Origin of the sequence: Streptococcus cristatus (assembly GCF_003944225.1) — a bacterium.
Taxonomy (GTDB): Bacteria; Bacillota; Bacilli; order Lactobacillales; family Streptococcaceae; genus Streptococcus; species Streptococcus cristatus_K.
Genome location: NZ_RJPN01000002.1, coordinates 239,848 through 259,451 on the forward strand (window position 1 = coordinate 239,848; position 19,604 = coordinate 259,451).

Annotated in this window: 23 protein-coding genes and 1 tRNA gene; 4 read left to right on the top strand and 20 right to left on the bottom strand. The window is 41.6% G+C overall.

Going from position 1 to position 19,604, the window contains the following annotated elements; translation table 11 throughout:
• Positions 1–36: 36 nt before the first annotated feature.
• The 11 genes from secG to D8797_RS04165 form a co-directional block, all read right to left on the bottom strand.
• Complete coding sequence (secG, locus tag D8797_RS04120) at positions 37–270, bottom strand: preprotein translocase subunit SecG (RefSeq protein ID WP_005590722.1); 234 nt, start codon at positions 268–270, stop codon at positions 37–39.
• A gap of 41 nt (positions 271–311) precedes the next feature.
• The gene (rpmG, locus tag D8797_RS04125; RefSeq protein ID WP_005590723.1) at positions 312–461 is read right to left on the bottom strand and encodes a 50S ribosomal protein L33; all 150 of its coding nucleotides are present in this window, start codon (positions 459–461) and stop codon (positions 312–314) included.
• Positions 461–1,657 (bottom strand): multidrug efflux MFS transporter, encoded by a 1,197-nt coding sequence (locus D8797_RS04130; protein WP_376739408.1) that lies wholly within the window; start codon positions 1,655–1,657, stop codon positions 461–463. The genes rpmG and D8797_RS04130 overlap by 1 nt, the downstream gene beginning before the upstream one ends.
• 10 nt (positions 1,658–1,667) lie before the next feature.
• Positions 1,668–2,264: a dephospho-CoA kinase gene (coaE, locus tag D8797_RS04135; protein ID WP_125379369.1), complete on the bottom strand. Its 597-nt coding sequence runs from the start codon at positions 2,262–2,264 to the stop codon at positions 1,668–1,670.
• A gap of 5 nt (positions 2,265–2,269) precedes the next feature.
• Positions 2,270–3,094 carry a DNA-formamidopyrimidine glycosylase gene (mutM, locus tag D8797_RS04140; protein WP_125379370.1) on the bottom strand — a complete coding sequence of 275 codons (825 nt, stop codon included), beginning with the start codon at positions 3,092–3,094 and terminating at the stop codon, positions 2,270–2,272.
• 27 nt (positions 3,095–3,121) lie between these two features.
• The gene (locus tag D8797_RS04145) at positions 3,122–3,598 is read right to left on the bottom strand and encodes an NUDIX hydrolase (RefSeq protein WP_125379371.1); all 477 of its coding nucleotides are present in this window, start codon (positions 3,596–3,598) and stop codon (positions 3,122–3,124) included.
• Positions 3,599–3,654: 56 nt separating this feature from the next.
• The gene (era, locus tag D8797_RS04150; RefSeq protein ID WP_045499234.1) at positions 3,655–4,554 is read right to left on the bottom strand and encodes a GTPase Era; all 900 of its coding nucleotides are present in this window, start codon (positions 4,552–4,554) and stop codon (positions 3,655–3,657) included.
• Between the two features lie 15 nt (positions 4,555–4,569).
• Positions 4,570–4,974: a diacylglycerol kinase family protein gene (locus tag D8797_RS10360; protein WP_061909639.1), complete on the bottom strand. Its 405-nt coding sequence runs from the start codon at positions 4,972–4,974 to the stop codon at positions 4,570–4,572.
• Positions 4,955–5,452, bottom strand: coding sequence for an rRNA maturation RNase YbeY (ybeY, locus tag D8797_RS04155; RefSeq protein ID WP_125379372.1), 498 nt, complete (start codon positions 5,450–5,452; stop codon positions 4,955–4,957). Before ybeY ends, D8797_RS10360 begins: the two co-directional genes overlap by 20 nt.
• A 139-nt stretch (positions 5,453–5,591) precedes the next feature.
• Positions 5,592–5,664 (bottom strand) — tRNA-Thr (locus tag D8797_RS04160).
• A gap of 49 nt (positions 5,665–5,713) precedes the next feature.
• The gene (locus D8797_RS04165) at positions 5,714–6,283 is read right to left on the bottom strand and encodes a GNAT family N-acetyltransferase (RefSeq protein WP_125379373.1); all 570 of its coding nucleotides are present in this window, start codon (positions 6,281–6,283) and stop codon (positions 5,714–5,716) included.
• Positions 6,284–6,458: 175 nt separating this feature from the next.
• Between D8797_RS04165 and ald the strand changes: the two genes are divergently transcribed.
• Positions 6,459–7,571 carry an alanine dehydrogenase gene (gene ald / locus D8797_RS04170; RefSeq protein WP_125379374.1) on the top strand — a complete coding sequence of 371 codons (1,113 nt, stop codon included), beginning with the start codon at positions 6,459–6,461 and terminating at the stop codon, positions 7,569–7,571.
• 187 nt (positions 7,572–7,758) lie between these two features.
• Here ald and D8797_RS04175 read toward each other — a convergent pair whose 3' ends face one another.
• The 8 genes from D8797_RS04175 to D8797_RS04210 all read right to left on the bottom strand — a co-directional run bounded on the left by D8797_RS04175 (position 7,759) and on the right by D8797_RS04210 (position 14,281).
• The gene (locus tag D8797_RS04175; protein WP_125379375.1) at positions 7,759–8,319 is read right to left on the bottom strand and encodes a DUF3267 domain-containing protein; all 561 of its coding nucleotides are present in this window, start codon (positions 8,317–8,319) and stop codon (positions 7,759–7,761) included.
• Positions 8,320–8,332: 13 nt separating this feature from the next.
• On the bottom strand, positions 8,333–9,025 hold the full coding sequence (locus D8797_RS04180; protein ID WP_125379376.1) for an ABC transporter permease: 693 nt from the start codon (positions 9,023–9,025) through the stop codon (positions 8,333–8,335).
• Positions 9,018–9,851: an ABC transporter ATP-binding protein gene (locus D8797_RS04185; RefSeq protein WP_125379377.1), complete on the bottom strand. Its 834-nt coding sequence runs from the start codon at positions 9,849–9,851 to the stop codon at positions 9,018–9,020. Before D8797_RS04185 ends, D8797_RS04180 begins: the two co-directional genes overlap by 8 nt.
• A gap of 19 nt (positions 9,852–9,870) precedes the next feature.
• Positions 9,871–10,638 carry a DUF3169 family protein gene (locus D8797_RS04190; RefSeq protein ID WP_260471203.1) on the bottom strand — a complete coding sequence of 256 codons (768 nt, stop codon included), beginning with the start codon at positions 10,636–10,638 and terminating at the stop codon, positions 9,871–9,873.
• 196 nt (positions 10,639–10,834) lie between these two features.
• A complete protein-coding gene (locus tag D8797_RS04195) occupies positions 10,835–11,041 on the bottom strand; it encodes a helix-turn-helix transcriptional regulator (RefSeq protein ID WP_125379379.1) in 207 nt (68 codons plus the stop codon).
• A gap of 11 nt (positions 11,042–11,052) precedes the next feature.
• Positions 11,053–11,247 carry an aspartyl-tRNA synthetase gene (locus D8797_RS10365; protein WP_231089324.1) on the bottom strand — a complete coding sequence of 65 codons (195 nt, stop codon included), beginning with the start codon at positions 11,245–11,247 and terminating at the stop codon, positions 11,053–11,055.
• Between the two features lie 394 nt (positions 11,248–11,641).
• Positions 11,642–12,529, bottom strand: a complete 888-nt coding sequence (locus tag D8797_RS04205) for a hypothetical protein (protein WP_260471204.1) — start codon at positions 12,527–12,529, stop codon at positions 11,642–11,644.
• Between the two features lie 126 nt (positions 12,530–12,655).
• Complete coding sequence (locus tag D8797_RS04210) at positions 12,656–14,281, bottom strand: hypothetical protein (protein ID WP_125379382.1); 1,626 nt, start codon at positions 14,279–14,281, stop codon at positions 12,656–12,658.
• Positions 14,282–14,397: 116 nt separating this feature from the next.
• Between D8797_RS04210 and D8797_RS04215 the strand changes: the two genes are divergently transcribed.
• The 3 genes from D8797_RS04215 to D8797_RS04225 are packed head-to-tail and all read left to right on the top strand — an operon-like array spanning position 14,398 to position 16,623.
• Positions 14,398–15,384 carry a hypothetical protein gene (locus D8797_RS04215; RefSeq protein ID WP_005590745.1) on the top strand — a complete coding sequence of 329 codons (987 nt, stop codon included), beginning with the start codon at positions 14,398–14,400 and terminating at the stop codon, positions 15,382–15,384.
• Positions 15,362–16,153 carry a hypothetical protein gene (locus tag D8797_RS04220; protein WP_005590747.1) on the top strand — a complete coding sequence of 264 codons (792 nt, stop codon included), beginning with the start codon at positions 15,362–15,364 and terminating at the stop codon, positions 16,151–16,153. Before D8797_RS04215 ends, D8797_RS04220 begins: the two co-directional genes overlap by 23 nt.
• Before the next feature lie 2 nt (positions 16,154–16,155).
• Positions 16,156–16,623 (top strand): hypothetical protein, encoded by a 468-nt coding sequence (locus D8797_RS04225; RefSeq protein ID WP_005590748.1) that lies wholly within the window; start codon positions 16,156–16,158, stop codon positions 16,621–16,623.
• Positions 16,624–16,954: 331 nt separating this feature from the next.
• Here the strand turns inward: D8797_RS04225 and alaS are convergent, their stop codons facing one another.
• Positions 16,955–19,573, bottom strand: a complete 2,619-nt coding sequence (gene alaS, locus D8797_RS04235; protein ID WP_125379383.1) for an alanine--tRNA ligase — start codon at positions 19,571–19,573, stop codon at positions 16,955–16,957.
• Positions 19,574–19,604: the final 31 nt, after the last annotated feature.

The following is a 19,604-nucleotide window of genomic DNA, read 5'->3' on the forward strand; positions in this document are numbered from 1 at the left end:
CTTTAAAAAAAGGCCAAGACAAAGTCAGAGCCCATTTTATTTACTAGATAATACTGCCAATATCAAGGCAATCAGCAACCAGACAAAGATCAAAAATCCTGTCAGACGCTGCATCACAGCTTCAAATCCCCGTGCTTTTGACCGCTCAAAAAGGTCGTTGGCACTCGAATCAAACACGTTACTAGATTGGTTTTTAGTTGGTTGCATGAAAATAGCAATGACAATAAAACCTGATAAAATGACTAAAATCGTTAATAATAGGCTATACATAAATAAAACTCCTTAAAATCCTTTCTATTTTACCATAAAATCTACTTAGATTCAAGATGTAAGGTTACTTTTCTTTCCTTGGGGCAGTACTTCAATACCTCAATCTTATCAGGATGAGTCTTACTATTCTTACTGGTCAGATAATTCTGACTGCCGCAACTGGAGCATTTCAAATGAATTTTAACGCGCACTAGATTTCCTTCTTTTTCAATAAATTTCCAAAACAAAAAAGGTTGATAAGGAGACTCAGTCCCACTAAGCCTGCTGTAGCATAAAAAACTGAATGATAGCCTGCTGTCGCTGCAATAGCCGAGCCTGACATGGGGCCGATGACACCACCCAGATAAAAGAAAATCTGGTTGTAGCTAAAGATTCGAGAAATCCCAAACTTAGGCGTGATTTTGCTCAATAGAGCATTGACCCCCGGCACCAAGGCTCCGGTCCCTAAACCAAACAAGAATCGATAAAAACCGAGTTGGAGTGGGGTGCCTGCATGAGCACAGAGCAGGTAAATGATAATGGAATAAAACTGAGCTAAGACCAGCAAACGATGATTGCCCATCCGATCCCCCATACGGCCTAAAATACTTGAGCTTAGCATACTAGACAGCCCCATACTCGAAACAATCAGGCCAGATACAAAAATCAAATTGTCCGTTTGGCCTAACTCCCGAATATAAAGGGAAAGAATCGGACCAATAGACTGGGCTGCAAACTGGATAACAAAACTGGTCAGAAAAAGAGTGGGCAAGAGCTTGGGATACCTAATCTGACGAATCAGTTCTCTAAAGCTGACCTCCTCTTCCTTGGTGACTGGCCTAAAATCTTCTCGGATAAAAGCAGCCGTCATCAGGGTCGCAATCAGAAAGAAAAAGCCAATCAGTAGAAAGACATTGCGGATACCAAAAACTTCAGCAATCACTCCACCAATTAAGGGCCCCATGAGATTGCCAGCGACGACACCAGTTGCCAAAGTTCCCAGCGCGTAACCAGTCTTTTCCTTAGGAACCTGACTGGCAATCAAGGCGGTGCTGTTGGGCACATAGCCCGCAAAAACGCCGTTGAGAAAGCGCAAGACCAAGAGCCAAAAAATATTGGGCACAAAGGCAATGCCACCCATGGTAAAGACCATAGCCGTAGCAGCCCGAATCATCATAGGTTTACGGCCATAGCGGTCAGCCAAACTGCCCCAGACAGGGGATAAAAAGGCTGCCGAAACAGCCGAAAGAGCAATGCCAAGACCAGCATAATACTCCACCTCATGACCACGCGCTCCTAGCTGCTCAACAAAAAGGGGCATGAAAGGAGTGACCAGAGAAATACTGGCACCTGTCAGGAAGTTCCCAAACCAGGCGATTTTCAGATTATGTTTCCAATTTACTTGTATCGTGATAGAATCATCTTCTTTCTAATTTCTGCAAAGCATCGCGAAGCTGCTGTCTTGTTTCCTCAAGCGAGCCATTATTATCAATCAGCACGTCCGCCCTCTTTCGTTTTTCTTGGAGAGATAGCTGAGCTGCTATGCGCTTTTCTGCTTCTTCCCGACTGAGATCGTTTCGAGCCATAAGACGACTGAGCTGAGTTTCCTCCGTCACATCCACCAGCCAGATTTGGTCAAACCAGTTATCATATTCTAACTCAAACAACAAGGGAAGATCCATGAAAAAGACAGCTTCAGTTTCTGCCAGCAAATCTCGTCTGCTAGCCAGTTCCTCTCGAATAATCTCGTTCTGAAGCTGGCTAGACTGCGCCAAGAGTTCGGGATTCCCAAAAATCATGGCTCCCAGCTTGGGGCGATCCAATCGCCCATCTTCCTGTAAGATAGCTGAGCCAAAAGTAGATAAAAGAGCCTGATAAAGCCGCCCCCCTGGCTCCTGCAGCTCATGCACCACTTGATCCGCATCGATGACTTGGTAGCCTTGCTGCCGCAAAAACTCTGTCACGGTTGACTTACCCGAAGCAATGCCGCCGGTGATACCAATAATTCTTACCACAACAGCTACCTCGCTTTCTGGCAATGAGGACAGAGATGAGTACCGCGTCCGCCCAGCTTAATCTTTTCAATCGGGCTACCGCATCTAGCACAAGGCTGACCAGTCTTTCCATAGACCTGCAGAAAATCCTGCATCGTGCCATCTTCGCCCAAAGCATTGCGGTAGGTCCGAATAGTAGAACCCCTCTTCTCAATCCCAAGCTGCAAAACTTCTATAATCTGCTCACGCAGGCGCTTGACTTCAGCAGGCTTTAGACTATCTGCTGGCCTTGTCGGATGAATCCGCGCCCGCCAAAGGGCCTCATCTACATAGATATTGCCTAAACCAACAACCAAGGTCTGCTCTAGCAAATAAGGCTTGATGGGCTTCTTGGAACGCCCCAAAGCTGCTGCAAAAGGCGCCAAAAGAAAGTCCGCCTCTGTCGGCTCAGGACCAAGCTTTCTGGCAGCAAAATAAGCCTCCAGCTGGTCTTTTCTAAGCAGCTCCATGGTCCCAAACTTGCGAACATCTTCATAAACAAGCGTCCCACCATCCGTCATCTCAAAAAAGACATGAGCATGCTTGCGCTCAGGCACCGCATCAGGATAAAAAAGATACTTGCCTTCCATTCGCAGATGAGAAACCAGCACCCCGCCTGTCAGGTAAAAGAGCAAATACTTGCCCCGACGGCCAATCCTTTCAATGGTCTGACCTGGCAAGTCATGGACAAAGCTATCCACTCCCGTTCCAATCATCTTGGTATAGCGGACCTGCACCTGCCCAATCGTCTTGCCAACAACCAGACGCTCCAAACCGCGCCGAACCGTTTCCACTTCAGGTAATTCAGGCATAAAGCTCCTTTCTTAGTATTCTCAATATCAAAGCCCCATAGCAAAGCTGTCTGAGAAATACTCATCCAGCATCAGGCGGTGTTTATCTGATACATTTTCCAGCTCTGCCATTTCTTCTTTAGAAAAGAATCCTAAACGCAGAGTTTCATCATTGTGAAAATTGGAAATATCAAAATTCTCCAGTGCCTGTAATTCATATAGAAAGACAACCGTCTGCACTTGGTCACCATTAGGATAAGATTCATCAAAATTAGTGTAGACATTCATCAAGCGCTTGGCTTCAACAGAAATGCCCGTCTCTTCGTAAAATTCACGCACAGCTGCTTGCAAAGAAGTCTCCCCAAGCTCCATAGCTCCACCAGGAATCGCCCATGTTTTCTTATCACCTCGCAACTGCAGAAGCACACAACCCTCCTCGTCTGCCAGAATTCCACCAGCAAAATTCAGGATAACCTTATCATGCCCCACCTTGGAGCGAATATAGGAAATGTAGTCTTTGTTCATTCAATTTTCCTATCTACGATTCAATCGATAACCAGAAATGAAAAATTCTTGCTCTGTTAATATTCCTTCTCATTATAGCCAAAGTCTGCCAAATCCAGCTTCTTGTCCCGCCAGTTTTTCTTGACCTTGACCCACGTTTCTAAGAAGACCTTATCTCCCAGCATAAGCTCGATATCGCGACGAGCCATGGAACCGATTTTCTTGAGCATGGAGCCGCCTTTACCGATGATAATGCCTTTTTGGCTGTCTCGCTCGACCATGATCGTCGCTCGGATATGGACCTTGTCCGTCTCCTCATCTCGCTTCATGCTGTCAACAACTACCGCAACTGAGTGGGGAATCTCTTCACGAGTCAAATGTAGAACCTTCTCGCGGATCATTTCTGAAACCAAGAAGCGCTCTGGATGGTCGGTAATCTGATCTTCTGGGAAATACTGGAAACCTTCCTCTAGATTTTCACTAAGGATGTCAATCAGATGCGAAACATTGTTGCCCTGCAGAGCCGAAATTGGAACGATTTCTTTGAAGTCCATCTGCTGTCGGAAATCATCAATTTGCGCTAAAAGCTGATCCGGATGGACTTTATCAATCTTATTGACCACCAATATCACTGGCACCTTAGCCGCTTTCAGGCGTTCGATAATCATATCATCACCCTTGCCACGTGGCTCATCTGCCGGTACCATGAAGAGAACCGTATCCACCTCACGCAAGGTGCTGTAGGCTGCTTCCACCATGAAATCGCCTAAAGCCGTCTTAGGCTTGTGAATGCCTGGCGTGTCGATAAAGACAATCTGCTCCTTATCCGTCGTATAAATGCCCATAATCTTGTTGCGGGTCGTCTGAGCCTTGTCACTCATGATGGCAATTTTTTGCCCCATGACATGATTCAAAAAAGTTGATTTGCCGACATTTGGTCGGCCTAAAATGGCTACAAAGCCTGATTTAAAAGTCATTGTTCTATTCCTTCTCTAAAAAATAATATCCCACAGTTTTGGCAGAAAGATAATCAAACCTGTGATAACTGCAAAACCAGAAACCACCAAAACTGCACCAGCTGCCATATCCTTGGCATTCTTTGCCCGCATAGAAAAGTGATAATCACTAGCCAGATCCACAACATTTTCAACAGCTGAATTCATGATTTCAAAAGCGATCACCAAAAAGATACTTAGCAGCAAGAACAGCCACTCCGTCGCTGAAATCCGAAAAATCAAACCTGCAATGATGGCAGCCACAGCTGAAAGAACATGGCTCCGCATATTCTTTTCTTCCTTAAAAGCTGTGAAAATCCCCGTCAGGGCAAACTCCAAACTCGATATGACATCTCGATTTTTCCACTTGCGCTTGTTTTTTTTATTGTCTTGTAAGTCCATAAGCTGTCAAAATTTCTTCCTGTAAGCCAAACATTTCCGCTTCTTCTTCCGGCGTATAATGATCGTAGCCGTTGATATGCAGAAAACCATGCACCGCCAAAAAGCCCATCTCCCGTTCAAAGCTGTGGCCGTATTCTTCTGCCTGCTCCCGCGCCTTGTCCACCGAGATGAAGAGCTCGCCGATATAAGCGTCAAAATCCTCCAGCATCTCAGCCAGCTCAGGATTGTCTGCCAAATCTTCCTCATCAAAAGCAATATCCAGCTCCGGCTTGTATTCCAAGCTGATAACATCCGTCGGCCGATCCGTGTCTCGGTATTCCAAGTTGAGCTCATGGCTGCGCTCATTGGTCACAAAGGTCACAGCCATTTCCTTATTTTCTTTGCCCGTCTTTTTAGCCGCAAACTCCAAGATTTCCTGAGTCTGCATGATGATTTCTTGAGAAACCTGACCGGTTTCATCCACCATTTCGATATACATATTTTACCTGCCTTGCTAATATTACTTTTATTATATCATATTTGGGCGCCTATGAGAGCCACAAGCATTGCATTTAAACGAGGAGAAATCCTAATTTAAAACCAAAAAAGGCTGAGAAAATCTCAACCTCTTTATCTAGTGCTAATTGCCGGGATCGAACCGGCGACCTCATCCTTACCATGGATGCGCTCTGCCTACTGAGCTAAATCAGCATTGCCTATCTACTATATCATGTAGATAGGTACTTGTCAATATTCTTTCTCATTTTTTTGCAAAATATTGATCCCTAGTCAGATAGTAATGCACCCGCGTCACTATGCGCTCTTCCTCATGCTTGTCCAAGGCTGCGTAAGGCTCTTCGTGGGAAAAGATCATACCTGACTTTTGCATGACACGGCCAGATGCTGGATTATCCGCATCGTACAGCGCTACAAGTTTATTCATCCCGATTTTCTCAAAAGCCAGCTCAAGCACCGCCCGATTGGCCTCCGTCGTATAGCCCTGATTCCAGTATTTTTTATGGATTACATAGCCGATAGCTGCCGTTTTCAAGTCCAAGCGGATCTTATGCAGGTCAATCGTTCCGATAAAGTCGCCAGTCTCCTTCAGCTCGATGCCCCAGCGCCCCAAAGGATTCGCCAAGTAAAACAAGGCAATATTATTGCGGGTTTCCTCTAAATTTTTGTTGGTCGCAAAGGTATAGCGAACATTCTCCTCGTCTGAAGCATATTCAAACATGGCTGGTGCGTCATCCAAAGTCACCGGGCGCAAGATTAATCGTTCCGTCTCAATTCTGGAATGCTGGCTCAGCTTAACGTAAATATTTTCCATCTCTTCCTCCTAATTTTTCTTATCAGAATAGCATAATTCTCTGTCTAAAACAATCCTTTTTTTCTTGCTTTTTGCGCCAGTTTCCTTTAAAATGAAAACATCACAATAATTGGCCTAGGTCCCTTTGTAGTCCTGTATTCGGAGACCCTAGCGTTAGAAAAAGGAGTAAAGCTCTATGTTAATCGGAATTCCAAGAGAAATTAAAAATAATGAAAATCGTGTTGCCCTGACGCCTGCTGGTGTACACAGTCTTGTAGGAAAAGGCCATCAGGTTTTGATCGAGACAAATGCTGGACTTGGATCTGGCTTTGCAGATGCAGACTATGAAAAGCAAGGTGCAAAAATCGTTGCCACTGCTGCTGAAGCCTGGGCAGCTGAGTTGGTTGTTAAGGTTAAAGAACCGCTGGAAGCTGAGTACCAATTCTTGCGTGATGACCTCCTACTCTTCACTTACCTGCACATGGCCGCTGCTCCCGAATTAGCCCAAGCTATGGTCACTGCTAAAACTACTGGGGTAGCCTACGAGACTGTACGTGACGGACAAGGGCAACTACCACTCTTAGTACCTATGAGCGAGGTGGCTGGTCGTATGGCGGTTCAAATCGGAGCTCATTTCCTAACCAAGCAGACAGGCGGATCTGGCGTTCTCCTTGGCGGTGTACCAGGAGTGCCAAAAGGTAAAGTTACCATTATCGGAGGCGGTGTTGTAGGAACTCATGCAGCCCGTATCGCTCTGGGACTAGGCGCTCAGGTTACGATTCTCGATATTAGTGCCAAACGTCTATCCGTTCTAGAAGAAGTCTTTGGCAACCAAATCCAAACCCTCATGTCCAATCCATTTAACATTGAGGCAAGCGTCCGTGAAGCAGATGTCGTGATTGGAGCTGTGCTCATTCCTGGTGCTAAAGCACCAAAACTAGTAACTGACGATATGGTGAAGCAAATGCGCCCTGGTTCTGTCATTGTTGACGTGGCCGTTGACCAAGGTGGTGTTATCGAGACTGCTGACCGCGTGACAACCCACGATGAGCCAGTCTATGAGAAACACGGTGTTCTCCACTATGCGGTAGCCAATATCCCTGGTGCCGTGGCTCGCACTTCTACCATCGCCCTGACCAATGTCACCCTTCCTTATATCGAAGCGCTGGCTGGCAAAGGCTTCAAACAAGCTATTGCTGACGACGCTGGATTGCGTGAAGGTGTCACAACCTATCACGGCCACATCACTAGCCGACCAGTTGCAGAAGGCTTGAATCTCGATTACACTTCTATTGACGAACTTGTCTAATCATTTTTCTCTTATATACAAAACCCGAAGGAACTTCTAGTCCTTCGGGTTTCATTTGTTTTAAATTTGAATTTGGTATCATGCTGCCATCCATTTAGACAAGATCAACATTGCTCCACATCATTAAATTATCAAGTATATTACCCTTTAATAGACATTTTAAAAAAGCATACAATACTTGTGATTCCTAGCCCTGACTAGGCTCTTCTTTCTGGTAAAAATTCATCCCAACCTCAGTGTCCTCAACCAGAATATCATCAGTCTGGCCCAACAGCAGCAAAGCGATGTAAAAGTCACCAACACAGCCCGCTGCATGAATACTAGCTAGAGGCATGTAGAGAGTTGAACTGAGCAAGCCCAGCATGGCCAATAAGGTCAGAAGCAGGCTAATCAAAACAAAAGGTGCCAAACCAATGACCAAGAAGTCCTTACGATTGTAAAAGGTTCCTGGACTAGTCGCATAGGCCATCCCTTTTTTAAAACCAAACTTGACCTTGGCCTTCCCTTTACCAAAAAACTTGAAGAAGAAACCGTGAATGTACTCATGGATGACGACAAGGATAAAGGTAAAAACTAACAAATAGGCAAGATCTAGACCCGAAAAATCATAATGATCGGCTCGGAAGATTAGCTGGGTCAACTTCGCAAAAAGCATGGAGAAGGGAAAAATCAGTAAGAGCCCTGCTACATTTAGACCGATTACATATTTCTTTTCTTCCATAAAATTGATTTTTTTAATGAGTTTCATAAAATCTCCTCCATCATTTTCGACCTTTACTCAAGACATAGGTGCTTGCACTGATAAAAATAAGAAGCCAAATCACCAAATTAGAGAAATCTTCAATGTTAAGTGAATAGTCTCCTGTTTCAAAGAAGTTGATAAAAGGATTCATAAAAGTAAACCGCAGAATATGCTGTATTGTTTTATCAAAACTAGCAAATAGAGGTACGAAGCTGATCAGCAACAGCGGAAATAAACTATAAACCTGAGCTTGAGATTGTGTCTTGGAAATACCACCAATAAAAAGATTGATTAAAAGGATAATAACAATAATTAAGAGATTGATCAAAAGATAGATAGGCCATTTGCCAGAGAGATCTACATGCAAATAATATGGGAAAAAAAGCAAGGCAAAGACTGTAAATAGGAAGGGATAAACCAACATGGATAAGAGGTATTCAGTAGAACGAACCCCGCTCAACATCAAGGTTTTTAGATTGCGCTTTTCCTTGTCCTCTGCCATCATAATAGACACCATATAGCCGCCACTCATAGCAAAGGTCATAGGCAGGATCATCTTCAATAGTCCTTGGCCTGCATTGCCATTCTTATTTAAAATCATATTGTACAAAAAGAGGAGGCCAAAGGGCAACAAGACGGACATAAGCAAAGAAGAGTTTGTCAATAAAATCTGAGTACGCAGCCATGTGAGAGCTTTAATTTTTTTATACATCTAATTTTTCTCCTGTTAATTGAATAAAGATTTCTTCTAATGTAGGTTCGCAAGAATGTACTGTAATAGCTAGTTTTAGGTCTTTTGTAGCCAATTCTGAGAATGAAATTTGCTCGGTTTCTCCATTTTCATAGCTAATTTTAACTTTCTTGGCTGCGTTATATTTTTGAATAATAGCTTTCGGCTCGCCATATTCTACTAATACTCCCTTATTTAGCAGGGCCAGTCGATCACAAAGGGCGCTAGCTTCATGCATATCATGCGTCGTCAGAAAAATAGTTGTTCCCTTTTTCTTCAGCTCAAGCAAAAGCTCATGAATTACCTTGGAAGTACGAGGATCAAGCCCACTCGTTGGCTCATCCAAGAATAAGACTTCAGGATCATTTAAAAGAGCTCGGGCTAGAAACATCCGCTGCTTCATACCTGTCGAAAGTTTTTCTGCTACAATATTTTTGCTTTCTAACAAACCAACCTGCTCTAAAACTTCATCTATCCGTTCATTTTTTAAACCGTATAATTTCGCATATATCTGCAGGTTTTTATAGAGAGTCATCTTCTCATAAAAGCCACTTGTATCAGATACTAGGCCAATTTTCACCAAATCTTGAGCATTAATAGCATCTGAAGCCTTACCAAGAATTTTACTTTGACCATTGTCGGCATCAAGCTGGCCTGTTAGGATATTAATTAAGGTTGTTTTTCCCGATCCAGATGGTCCTAAAAATCCGAAAATCTCTCCTTGATCGATATGAAAATTAATCCGTTCTAAAGCTTTTTTATCTCCAAAACTTTTAGAAATATTCTCCACTTGAATCACTTGTGACATAAGGCCTCTTCTCACTTTCTTACTTATAATAACGTTTAACAATTTTGTACTGGCTGACAGTAACATAAAGATATATGACAGATACCGCAATCCAAGCCAAAATCGTATCCAATTGGAACAGAAGATTTAGCAGTATCAGTCCAATATAGATACTAGGAAAGATAAAGCTTACTAATTTCATGACTAATTCAAAATTTTCTTCATAATTAATCTGTTTTTCTGCCTCATCCATCTTATCCATTAAGAAATCTCTGGTTTCCCTGACATTGCTATAGCGAGGGAGCTCTTCTCCATTCACCGTTTTAAATCCTTTTCGAACTAGAATGCTAGCTACAGTTATTAAAAGAACCAAGAAGAAAAATTTACCAAAGACTGGCAGAATATTAAAATCTGCGTGACGGATTCCCTCTGCAAAGCCAGTAGCCGCATAAAACATGAAGGGAATCTGCATTAAATTCGTTAAAATACCAGCTAGAGCATAAGCTCGATTTCCCGCTTGTTCTAATGATTCTATCTCCTCATCATCTTCTATCTTCTCCAAGCGTGACATACTTTCCCGGCTGATGTGAAGATAATAAAGCGTTCCTAGAAAAAGCAGGAATATGGCTACTAGCATGATATCTTGCACTGCCTTCAGGCTAATCAGCTGGCTAAAATCAATTCTAACTGCTAAGTTATAATAACCGACCAGAGAGCCAGCGATAAAACCTACTACACCTCCCGCAGCAATAAACACAATATTTCTCCAAAAACGGTATCGAGTTGATTTCATTCTTTTTTCTTTCATTCTAATTCTCCTTCTTTTTCCCAGCATCCATTTCAGGCATAACAACGACATAAATACAAATCACCAGAGGCAAATCAAGCAGTCGCCGCCAAGACAGCATGTGCAAACCACCCAAGATAATCGCAACAAAATGGACCAAAAAACTATAAATATAATAACTAGGACATTATTGTATCCGTTCCAGCTCTTTTTATACCTACTCTTCCTCCACTAGGCGAAAGACATTTTCGACACTTTCGTTAAAAATCTGAGCAATTTTGAGAGCAATGACCACGGAGGGCGTGTATTCATCCCGCTCCAGCAAGCTAATCGTCTGCCGTGACACGCCGGCTTCCTTGGCCAAGTCGGTTTGATTCAGCCCGTCTCTGGCCCTCAGCTCTTTGAGTCGATTTTTCAGCTTCATGACAACACCTCTCAGTCTTCTTTCAGTTCAACAGACTTGATATCGTCAATGCGCATGAGCTTGATTCTTGTTTGACCTTTTTTATTGGTCTTACTCAACTTAACCCAATCGTCATCAGCATCAACTACCTCCCAGCAATCTGTCCCGAAAACTTCACCAATGATGATCGGTTTTTTCCCAATCATTTCTTTAAAAAAACGTGACATTTCTCCACTCCTTTCTTTATTTCTCTCTAAACGTTTCAACTTCCTTTTTACATTTTTCAATTCACTGGATAACGTCAGCCACAAACCAGAAAATATCGGAAGTAGACACCAAAACAGTATCTCCATCAGTTCCTCCTTTTATCTTTTCTTCTTAACTTAAATACATTGTAACAGATTCTTTTCTTTTTGACAAGTATATTTGTCAAAAAAATAAAGATTTTTGTCATAAAGACTTGGATCTTTTACAAATATTTGAGAAAGATTCTCTAGAGACTTTACAGTTGGTAAATCCAAAATATCATTTCGAAGGCATAAAAAAGCCCCATATGAAAGCAATGAAAAGCATCATTGGAAAATCATATGGAACGTGCTTATTTGATAGAGAGGAACGTGCTTATTTCTCCTTGTATAACTCAAGGAAATCCTGATAAGACTGTAAGAGATGATCTTGGTCATCAGATGAATAAGAACGATCTAGTTTGACATTTGTATAGAGATCGGTTTCTCCTTCAGACGCTAAAAGTCTGATACTGGTTTCATAAGAATCCTCGCCAGTTACAACTAAACTCCAGCCACTAGCAAGTTTTTCCTCTATTTTTGGAAATTGCTGGCTTAGCTTCAACTTTTTGATCTGTAAATTTCCTTCCCCTTCAATGAGGGTAAAGTTATGCGGACTGTTGAGTAAAACCAAGCCGTACTTCTCAAGTTTGTCATCCAGATTACTAGCACCATAGACAGGATACTTGTCACGGATACTTAGGGGCTTAAAATAGTCTTTTAGATAAAAAGTCTGCCCGTTTTCAATGTTAGTATAGAGAGTATAGATAGGCTTCTCCTCATGAGCGTTCGAGTAATCATTTTCATCCTTACCACCTGGTATATAGACTTCAAAAGCAAAATAATATTGCCCATCCTGAGGATCTTGATAGAGCTGATGGCTAACTTTCCCTGGTATGGCTTGACTATGCAGGTTTTGAGCCAATTGGACTAAATCGTAATCTTTATACAACGCTTCAACTTGATTTAAAAGCTTAATTTTGACATGGTTGCTCTGTTTATTGTCCTTACTAAAGGCCTGATAGCTATCGAAGTGAAAGGATTGATCAGAGTAATTCATTTCTTGCTGTAAGATATACTTATCAGACAAGATAGCCGAATTAGGATTTTTCACCATATAGATCTTGTCTGCAAGTTTTTCTATCTGGACTGCCTCATCTTTCGCTCTTGTAACTTTCTTTTCTTGGGATGTTTTAGACTGTCTTTGCTCAGACTGAATGGTCATTTTTTCCCTCTCAAAAACATAAAAAGCCAAAAATAAACCAAGTGTAAAAGCCAAGGTATAGCCAGAAACATTCAAAAAATTTTTATTTTGAAAGCATTTTTTTATTTTTATCACTATCTTCTGCACCTACTTTTCCTCCGGAACTTTTACTTGACGAAGCTGCCCATCGATAAGGACATATATAATCCGACCAGACTGGATCATTTCATCGTGATTCAAGCTAGGCATATCAGTTGTCTCAAACTGTAATGAATCAAGAAGTTGATGCCCATTTTGTACTAATATTTTGGTCTTTCCTACTGCAAGATTGCTGTTGGTCCCAGTCTGATTCACTGTCATTTGCCCTTCTTCAAGACTAAATATGGAGAAGATTTTGTACAAGATTCCTTGATCCACAATTCCCTTAACGATATTCATATCGGATTCATGTACATTGTTGTTTGGTTCATATTGAAGCCAAGTGATATAGAGTGTCTCTCGCGGTTTATTAATTTTAGAATCCTCAATCAACCTACTGTAATCATTTACTGATTTTCTACCTAATTTATAAGACATGGCTGTGTCGATACTGACTTGATCAAACCGCACATCCCTTATATAGGAATAATTGGACTCCATAAAGCTTAGACTATCTATATGGTCTTCTAGGTCAAAATTTTGGAGATAGACAGGTCCTTTTTTGAAATCAACGGTGACTATTTCCCCAGTATTGATATCAAAACCGATAGGAATCATTCCTTCTACCGCATTAAGCTTGCCTTCTTTTTTTACCCTCTCCATGAAAAAATCATATGAAAGGGGAGTCGATAAATCTTTTGTCTGTTTTAAAGCTCGGTCTGCCTCGTAATCTTGTTTCTGTTGAGCAGACCAAAAGGGAGCTTCACCTGGATAATTGAAAAGATTAGCAAAATTTGAAACTTGTTGAGTTAGATCTTCTTTGTATTGAAACTGTGGATAGATCGTAAAACTACCTTTTTTAGCCATTTCAAAAATATGAGGAAATTCTTGGTAGAGATTGATGAGTTCTCCCCCCTGATATGGTCGCATTGTGATGGCATCATCAGTACCAATAACGAAGCTTAGGTTCTTCAAGCGCTCTGCAAAGACAGGATTGGCTCTGACAACCGATAATTCTCTATTAGTCCTGCTAGTAATCTTTTCCTCAGATGAAGAGCCTATAAGGCGAGTAATGCGACTTTCTAAGGTCTGTAAATCAATGATCAGTGAGAAAGTTCTCGCATCCCCATCGATTTCTTCTAGTCCTATTTCTAAATAGGGAGCCTTGGTTGGTGAGTCAAAAGCATCTATTTTTGCTGTACTGATGATCTTATATTTCTTCTTTTCTTTGAGAAGGATATCTCTTACATCAATCTTTCTCAGTGACTGAATTCCTTCATCCTCTTTGTAAATGTCAATTTGATAAAAATACTCAGACTTTTCTTTATCATAAAATGCTTGCCCTTTAGAAGGATCCTGAGTTTTGGGAATGCGATAATTCTGAGCAATAATGTAGCCTTCCTTCTGCTGGACATCACCAAACATATCAATGGCCAAAGCAAAATTTCCGATTTTTTGAAAATCTCTTACTTGCCCATAGGCGATTTGATATTTGGACTGGCTCAGTCTAGCATCTTCCTCGTTCCTAGTTGTAAGATGAGGGACGAGAGATTGATAGTAGACATGATATGTCACAAAAGCGAATAGAAAGAAACTCGATATTTTCAGGATTTTTTTGAGACGTGTTTGATTCATATTTTTCCCTTATAAAACTATAATAATACCATTTTATCATACTTTTCTTTTGCTTATGGCAGGAAGTTTACAAAAAATGATATAATAGTCCATAATCTATCTAAAAGGAGAATAGGATGAAAAAGATAGAGAATTTCTCTTGGCAAATGTGGCAGATTTATGCTTTGGCAACACTGGTCATTTTTATGGTCGCTGGTGCTTGTTCTTTCTTTTTCACAAAAGAAGCTGCTTTTGTGGTCAAAGAACGAAATTATGCCTATAAAGGAAAGAATCAGCGTCTAACTGATTATACAACTATTGGTGAGACCGAACCAGAATTCCCTATGATTGCTCTTTCTTTTAAAGAGAGCGACGAGTGGAGTCCGTATGATTTTGCTGTTGGACGGAAATTTCTAGCATTTCAGGATTCCAAGCAGTATGTGGGAACACTGAAAGCAAAGGACAAGGAAGAATACTTCCGAATTCGTTATTACAAACTGGGACAAGAAAAAGGAGAAGGGCAAACGATTGATGTCTTGAAACTGGTTCAAGATATGGGCTATGTCACCATAGAAGGCAAGATGGATAATCTTATGTATTCTGATGGAAAAGATGAATATGTCAAAATCCAGATAAAAGACAATGATGAAATCTATGTAAACCTAACCAGTAAAAAAGCTACAAAAAAACAGCCCAAAGAGACGATTCATTTCGGATATGGAGGGCTCTATCGAGTACTTTCAAGTCCATCATTTATTACAGGGATATATAAGGATGATAGTGAAAATGTAACTACGGATTGGCCCACTTTGTTTAGTTACAAAAAGAACGATTACCAATCACGTATAACGGATGGCGATTCTGATGATAGCCTTAGGAAACCAGAGGATAGCCTACTCCTCTCAATATTGAAAAAATACGGCTATATAGTAGTTTTAAAAGAAAACATGACCCTCAACGATAGCATCACCCTAACAAAAATGTTCATCCCCGATGCCGGCTCTTTTTACTGGAGTATTGGCAAAAAGTATACAAAGAGTGGCAAAGAAGAAATAATCCGTACGGAAGAAGAGTTCAAGCAAGTCATTAAGGAGGAAGCCATTGAAAAAGAATTTAAAGATTGATACGGACAAGAGAAAAAGTTTCATGGTGCTTGTATGCTTTCTAGTGGTCTCGTCTTTGTTTTTCTACCGAAATCTAGAAGCTCATCTCAAAGGCTTTTACGCCAATCGTAATTTTTGGGGAGAGATTAAGATAACTGGCTTTTCCTGGGCTGAAGAAAATTGGGGCATAGATGTCAATTATACCTATACTGAAAAAATTAAGGACAAAACCATCTCTGTCCCTGTAAAAAAATCGGTCCGCTTCAAACAATTAGTCATGCCTTATTACGACAAGATGGATATAGACAAGTGGAGGAACCCTATATATGATGAATCTATGAGAGTATATGCGCCAATTCTTGAAAAAGCTTTAGAAATCAACCCTGAGCGGACTAAATTGGAACAATCTTTGACGAGAAAATTAAATCAGGCTTCACACCTAAAAGGGGGAACTGTTAAGCTGAGAAGCACTCTATCTGACCAAAATAGATTTGGTAAAGGTGAGCTCTGGTATAGCGATCGTATGGAAGATGCTGTTAGCAATAACCATTCTATTCTTGAAGAATTGTACAATGTGCCTTTAAATGATGCCTTGTCACATAATGCAGTCTATGTTCAAATTATCTTGCCAGAAGAAAGATACAAGGAACATTTTTATCTAAGAGACCAAATCCAACAGTTACTAGAACAATTAAGCTTACCTGATGGAACCTATGTCTTGGAGACTATTGATGAAACTAACGGTGATTTTGTTGTGGTTGAGCAAGGAAAAATTATAGAAGGGAGATAGACATGTCAGACAATAAAGAGAGAAGGAAAGCAGGTTTCTCTTGGCAAATTGGATTATTGATTGTATTTTATCTGGTCATCCTTGGCCTACCCTTTTTAAACGATCGATCACTTTCAATTTATCTTTTTCAAAACGAGGATTCTATCTTTTGGGGAAAAGATTTTAGAAATTTAACTGTTTTCTATTTTTTAACTTGTTTTACCTTATTTTCCATTTTGCCTGCTCTAGCTATTTTATTCAAATCCATTTTGAAAAAGAGAGGCTATCCTTTTATAGCAAGCCTACAATCCTTTCTAGTATTCATAGCTAGTTTTATCTTCATGATGTACGCCCTGTTTTCCATCACTATTCAAAGGGATATTTATAGGCTAGATTGGGGCGTTTACTCTTGTCAAATCATTTTTCTAATTTATATTTTTAATGATTTGCGCTTTCTGAGAGCTAGAATTAAAAGTAAAACAGAGCATTAGATAGCAAGAGAGTGGGACAGAAATCCTAGCCTCTCAATTGTCTTTGGATTGTCGAGCAAGACGCAGTGGTTGAGTGGGCTCTATTACGCTGATTTCATCAGCTTTTACAGCCCTACTCAACTGTGCGGAGGTGGGACGACGAAATCGAATTCTAACGAATTACCGATTTCTGTCCCACTCTCTTTTAAATTTCCTTACGAGCTATAACTTGCATTCAGAAGCATAGTAAGTTTTCTTCTTTTAGCTATTACGAATCAAGCTAAGTCCACTCGGATTTAGCTTTTTTTGCGCATGCAAAAAGATCTACCCAAGTGGATAGATCTTTGTTTTCTTACAATTTACCAGCTACTGCGTCCAAGAGTTCTTGGATTTTGGCTTGGTTGCTTCCTCCTGCCATGGCCATGTCTGGTTTACCACCACCACGTCCATCGACGATTGGTGCCAATTCTTTGACAAGGTTTCCTGCATGAAGGTCTTTCGTCTTGCTAGCTACAAGAACATTGACTTTGTCACCGATAGCTGCAACTAGGACAAGCACATCAGAGTAGTCTTTTTGTTTCCAGTTATCCGCAAAGGTACGAAGGGCACCTGCATCTGATACAGAAACCTGGCTTGCAATGTAACGGTGGCCGTTGACTTCCTTCACATCCTTGAAGACATCACCAGCAGCTGCGGCTGCGGCTTTTTCTTTCAATTCTACATTTTCTTTTTGCAATTGACGGAGTTGCTCTTGAAGACCTTCAACTTTATGAGGTACTTCCTTAAGTTGCGGTGCTTTCAAGGTCGCTGCGACGGCTTTCAAAGCGTCTTCTTGTTCACGGTAGGCTTCAAAGGCTTCCTTACCAGTCACTGCCAAGATACGACGAGTTCCTGATCCGATTCCTTCTTCCTTGACAATCTTGAAGAGGCCAATTTCAGAAGTATTACCTACGTGAGTACCACCACAGAGCTCGACTGAGTAATCGCCGATAGTCACAACACGGACTTCCTTGCCATATTTCTCACCAAAGAGGGCCATGGCTCCCATTTCTTTAGCCGTGTCAATATCTGTCTCAACAGTTTCTACTGCGATTGCTTCCCAGATTTTCTCATTGACTTGTTGTTCAATGGCGCGCAATTCTTCAGGAGTTACTGTTTGGAAATGTGTGAAGTCAAAGCGAAGGAATTCGACTTCGTTCAGAGATCCTGCTTGTGTCGCATGGTGACCAAGGATATTGTGAAGAGCGGCATGAAGCAAGTGAGTTGCTGTGTGGTTTTTCATGACACGGTGACGACGATTGGTATCGATGGCCAATGTGTATTCTTGGTTCAAATCAAGCGGAGCATGAACTTCAACAGTATGCAATGGTTGTCCGTTTGGTGCTTTTTGAACATCTGTTACAGTAGCCACGACGTTTCCTGCAGCATCCAAGATTTGACCGTGGTCCGCTACTTGTCCACCCATTTCAGCGTAGAATGGAGTCTCTGCAAAGATGAGAGAGGCAGTTCCTTCTGAAACAGCTTCTACTTCAGCGTTGTCCGCTACGATAGCCACCAATTTAGACGGCAATTGGCTGGCATTGTAGTTGAAGTGGCTTTCTACTGTAATGTTTTGGAGGGTTTCATTTTGCATCCCCATTGAGCCACCCTTAACAGCAGACGCACGCGCACGCTCTTGCTGCTCTTTCATGGCTGCTTCAAAACCTTCACGGTCGACTGTCATACCAGCTTCCTCAGCAATTTCTTCTGTCAATTCAACTGGGAATCCGTAAGTGTCATAGAGTTTGAAGACATCTTGCCCAGCGATAACCGTTTGTCCTTTTTCTTTCAAGTCTGCTACAATGGTTTCTGCAAAATGTTGACCTGAGTGAAGGGTGCGAGCAAATGACTCTTCCTCGCTCTTGACGATTTTCTCGATAAAGTCACGTTTTTCAAGTACTTCTGGGTAGTAGCTTTCCATGATTTTTCCAACAGTTGGAACCAGCTTGTAAAGGAAAGGCTCGTTGATACCCAATTTTTGACCGTGCATAGAAGCGCGACGGAGGAGACGACGAAGGACATAGCCACGACCTTCATTTCCTGGAAGGGCACCATCACCGATGGCAAATGAGAGGGAACGGATATGGTCTGCGATGACCTTAAAGCTCATGTTGTCGCCATCTTGGTCATAAACCTTACCAGACAATTTCTCAACTTCACGGATAATCGGCATGAAGAGGTCCGTTTCAAAGTTGGTCTTAGCCCCTTGGATAACGGCCACCAAACGCTCCAAACCAGCGCCCGTATCAATGTTCTTGTGTGGCAATTCCTTGTACTCGCTACGAGGTACAGCTGGATCAGCGTTGAATTGTGACAAAACGATGTTCCAGATTTCGATATAACGGTCGTTTTCAATATCCTCTGCAAGCAGGCGAAGACCGATATTTTCTGGGTCAAAGGCTTCTCCACGGTCAAAGAAGATCTCAGTATCAGGTCCAGAAGGTCCCGCACCGATTTCCCAGAAGTTATCCTCGATTGGAATCAAGTGGCTTGGATCCACTCCCACTTCAATCCAGCGGTTGTATGAATCTTTATCGTCTGGATAGTAGGTCATGTAGAGTTTTTCAGCTGGGAAGTCAAACCACTCAGGGCTTGTCAAAAGTTCATAAGCCCAAGTAATAGCTTCATCACGGAAGTAATCCCCGATAGAGAAGTTCCCCAACATTTCAAACATGGTATGGTGGCGGGCAGTTTTTCCGACATTTTCGATATCGTTAGTACGAATCGCTTTTTGAGCATTGGTAATCCGTGGATTTTCAGGGATAATGGTCCCGTCAAAATATTTCTTAAGAGTGGCTACCCCAGAATTGATCCATAAAAGAGTTGGGTCGTTTACTGGAACCAAGCTAACTGATGGTTCTACGGAGTGGCCTTTGCTTGCCCAGAAATCCAGCCACATTTGGCGAATTTGAGCACTTGACATTTGTTTCATTTTATTTTTCTCCTTAATTTTCTAAATATTT

Bases quoted from the DNA above. Each gene is read 5' to 3' on its own strand.
- mutM (WP_125379370.1), bottom strand. From the start codon at position 3,094: ATGCCTGAATTACCTGAAGTGGAAACGGTTCGGCGCGGTTTGGAGCGT.
- D8797_RS10360 (WP_061909639.1), bottom strand. From the start codon at position 4,974: ATGGACTTACAAGACAATAAAAAAAACAAGCGCAAGTGGAAAAATCGA.
- D8797_RS04205 (WP_260471204.1), bottom strand. From the start codon at position 12,529: ATGACCATTCAGTCTGAGCAAAGACAGTCTAAAACATCCCAAGAAAAG.
- D8797_RS04175 (WP_125379375.1), bottom strand. From the start codon at position 8,319: ATGAAACTCATTAAAAAAATCAATTTTATGGAAGAAAAGAAATATGTA.
- D8797_RS04145 (WP_125379371.1), bottom strand. From the start codon at position 3,598: ATGAACAAAGACTACATTTCCTATATTCGCTCCAAGGTGGGGCATGAT.
- D8797_RS04180 (WP_125379376.1), bottom strand. From the start codon at position 9,025: ATGTATAAAAAAATTAAAGCTCTCACATGGCTGCGTACTCAGATTTTA.
- D8797_RS10365 (WP_231089324.1), bottom strand. From the start codon at position 11,247: ATGTCACGTTTTTTTAAAGAAATGATTGGGAAAAAACCGATCATCATT.
- ald (WP_125379374.1), top strand. From the start codon at position 6,459: ATGTTAATCGGAATTCCAAGAGAAATTAAAAATAATGAAAATCGTGTT.
- D8797_RS04195 (WP_125379379.1), bottom strand. From the start codon at position 11,041: ATGAAGCTGAAAAATCGACTCAAAGAGCTGAGGGCCAGAGACGGGCTG.
- alaS (WP_125379383.1), bottom strand. From the start codon at position 19,573: ATGAAACAAATGTCAAGTGCTCAAATTCGCCAAATGTGGCTGGATTTC.
- secG (WP_005590722.1), bottom strand. From the start codon at position 270: ATGTATAGCCTATTATTAACGATTTTAGTCATTTTATCAGGTTTTATT.
- D8797_RS04225 (WP_005590748.1), top strand. From the start codon at position 16,156: ATGTCAGACAATAAAGAGAGAAGGAAAGCAGGTTTCTCTTGGCAAATT.
- D8797_RS04190 (WP_260471203.1), bottom strand. From the start codon at position 10,638: ATGAAAGAAAAAAGAATGAAATCAACTCGATACCGTTTTTGGAGAAAT.
- ybeY (WP_125379372.1), bottom strand. From the start codon at position 5,452: ATGTATATCGAAATGGTGGATGAAACCGGTCAGGTTTCTCAAGAAATC.
- D8797_RS04215 (WP_005590745.1), top strand. From the start codon at position 14,398: ATGAAAAAGATAGAGAATTTCTCTTGGCAAATGTGGCAGATTTATGCT.
- D8797_RS04210 (WP_125379382.1), bottom strand. From the start codon at position 14,281: ATGAATCAAACACGTCTCAAAAAAATCCTGAAAATATCGAGTTTCTTT.
- D8797_RS04165 (WP_125379373.1), bottom strand. From the start codon at position 6,283: ATGGAAAATATTTACGTTAAGCTGAGCCAGCATTCCAGAATTGAGACG.
- era (WP_045499234.1), bottom strand. From the start codon at position 4,554: ATGACTTTTAAATCAGGCTTTGTAGCCATTTTAGGCCGACCAAATGTC.
- D8797_RS04185 (WP_125379377.1), bottom strand. From the start codon at position 9,851: ATGTCACAAGTGATTCAAGTGGAGAATATTTCTAAAAGTTTTGGAGAT.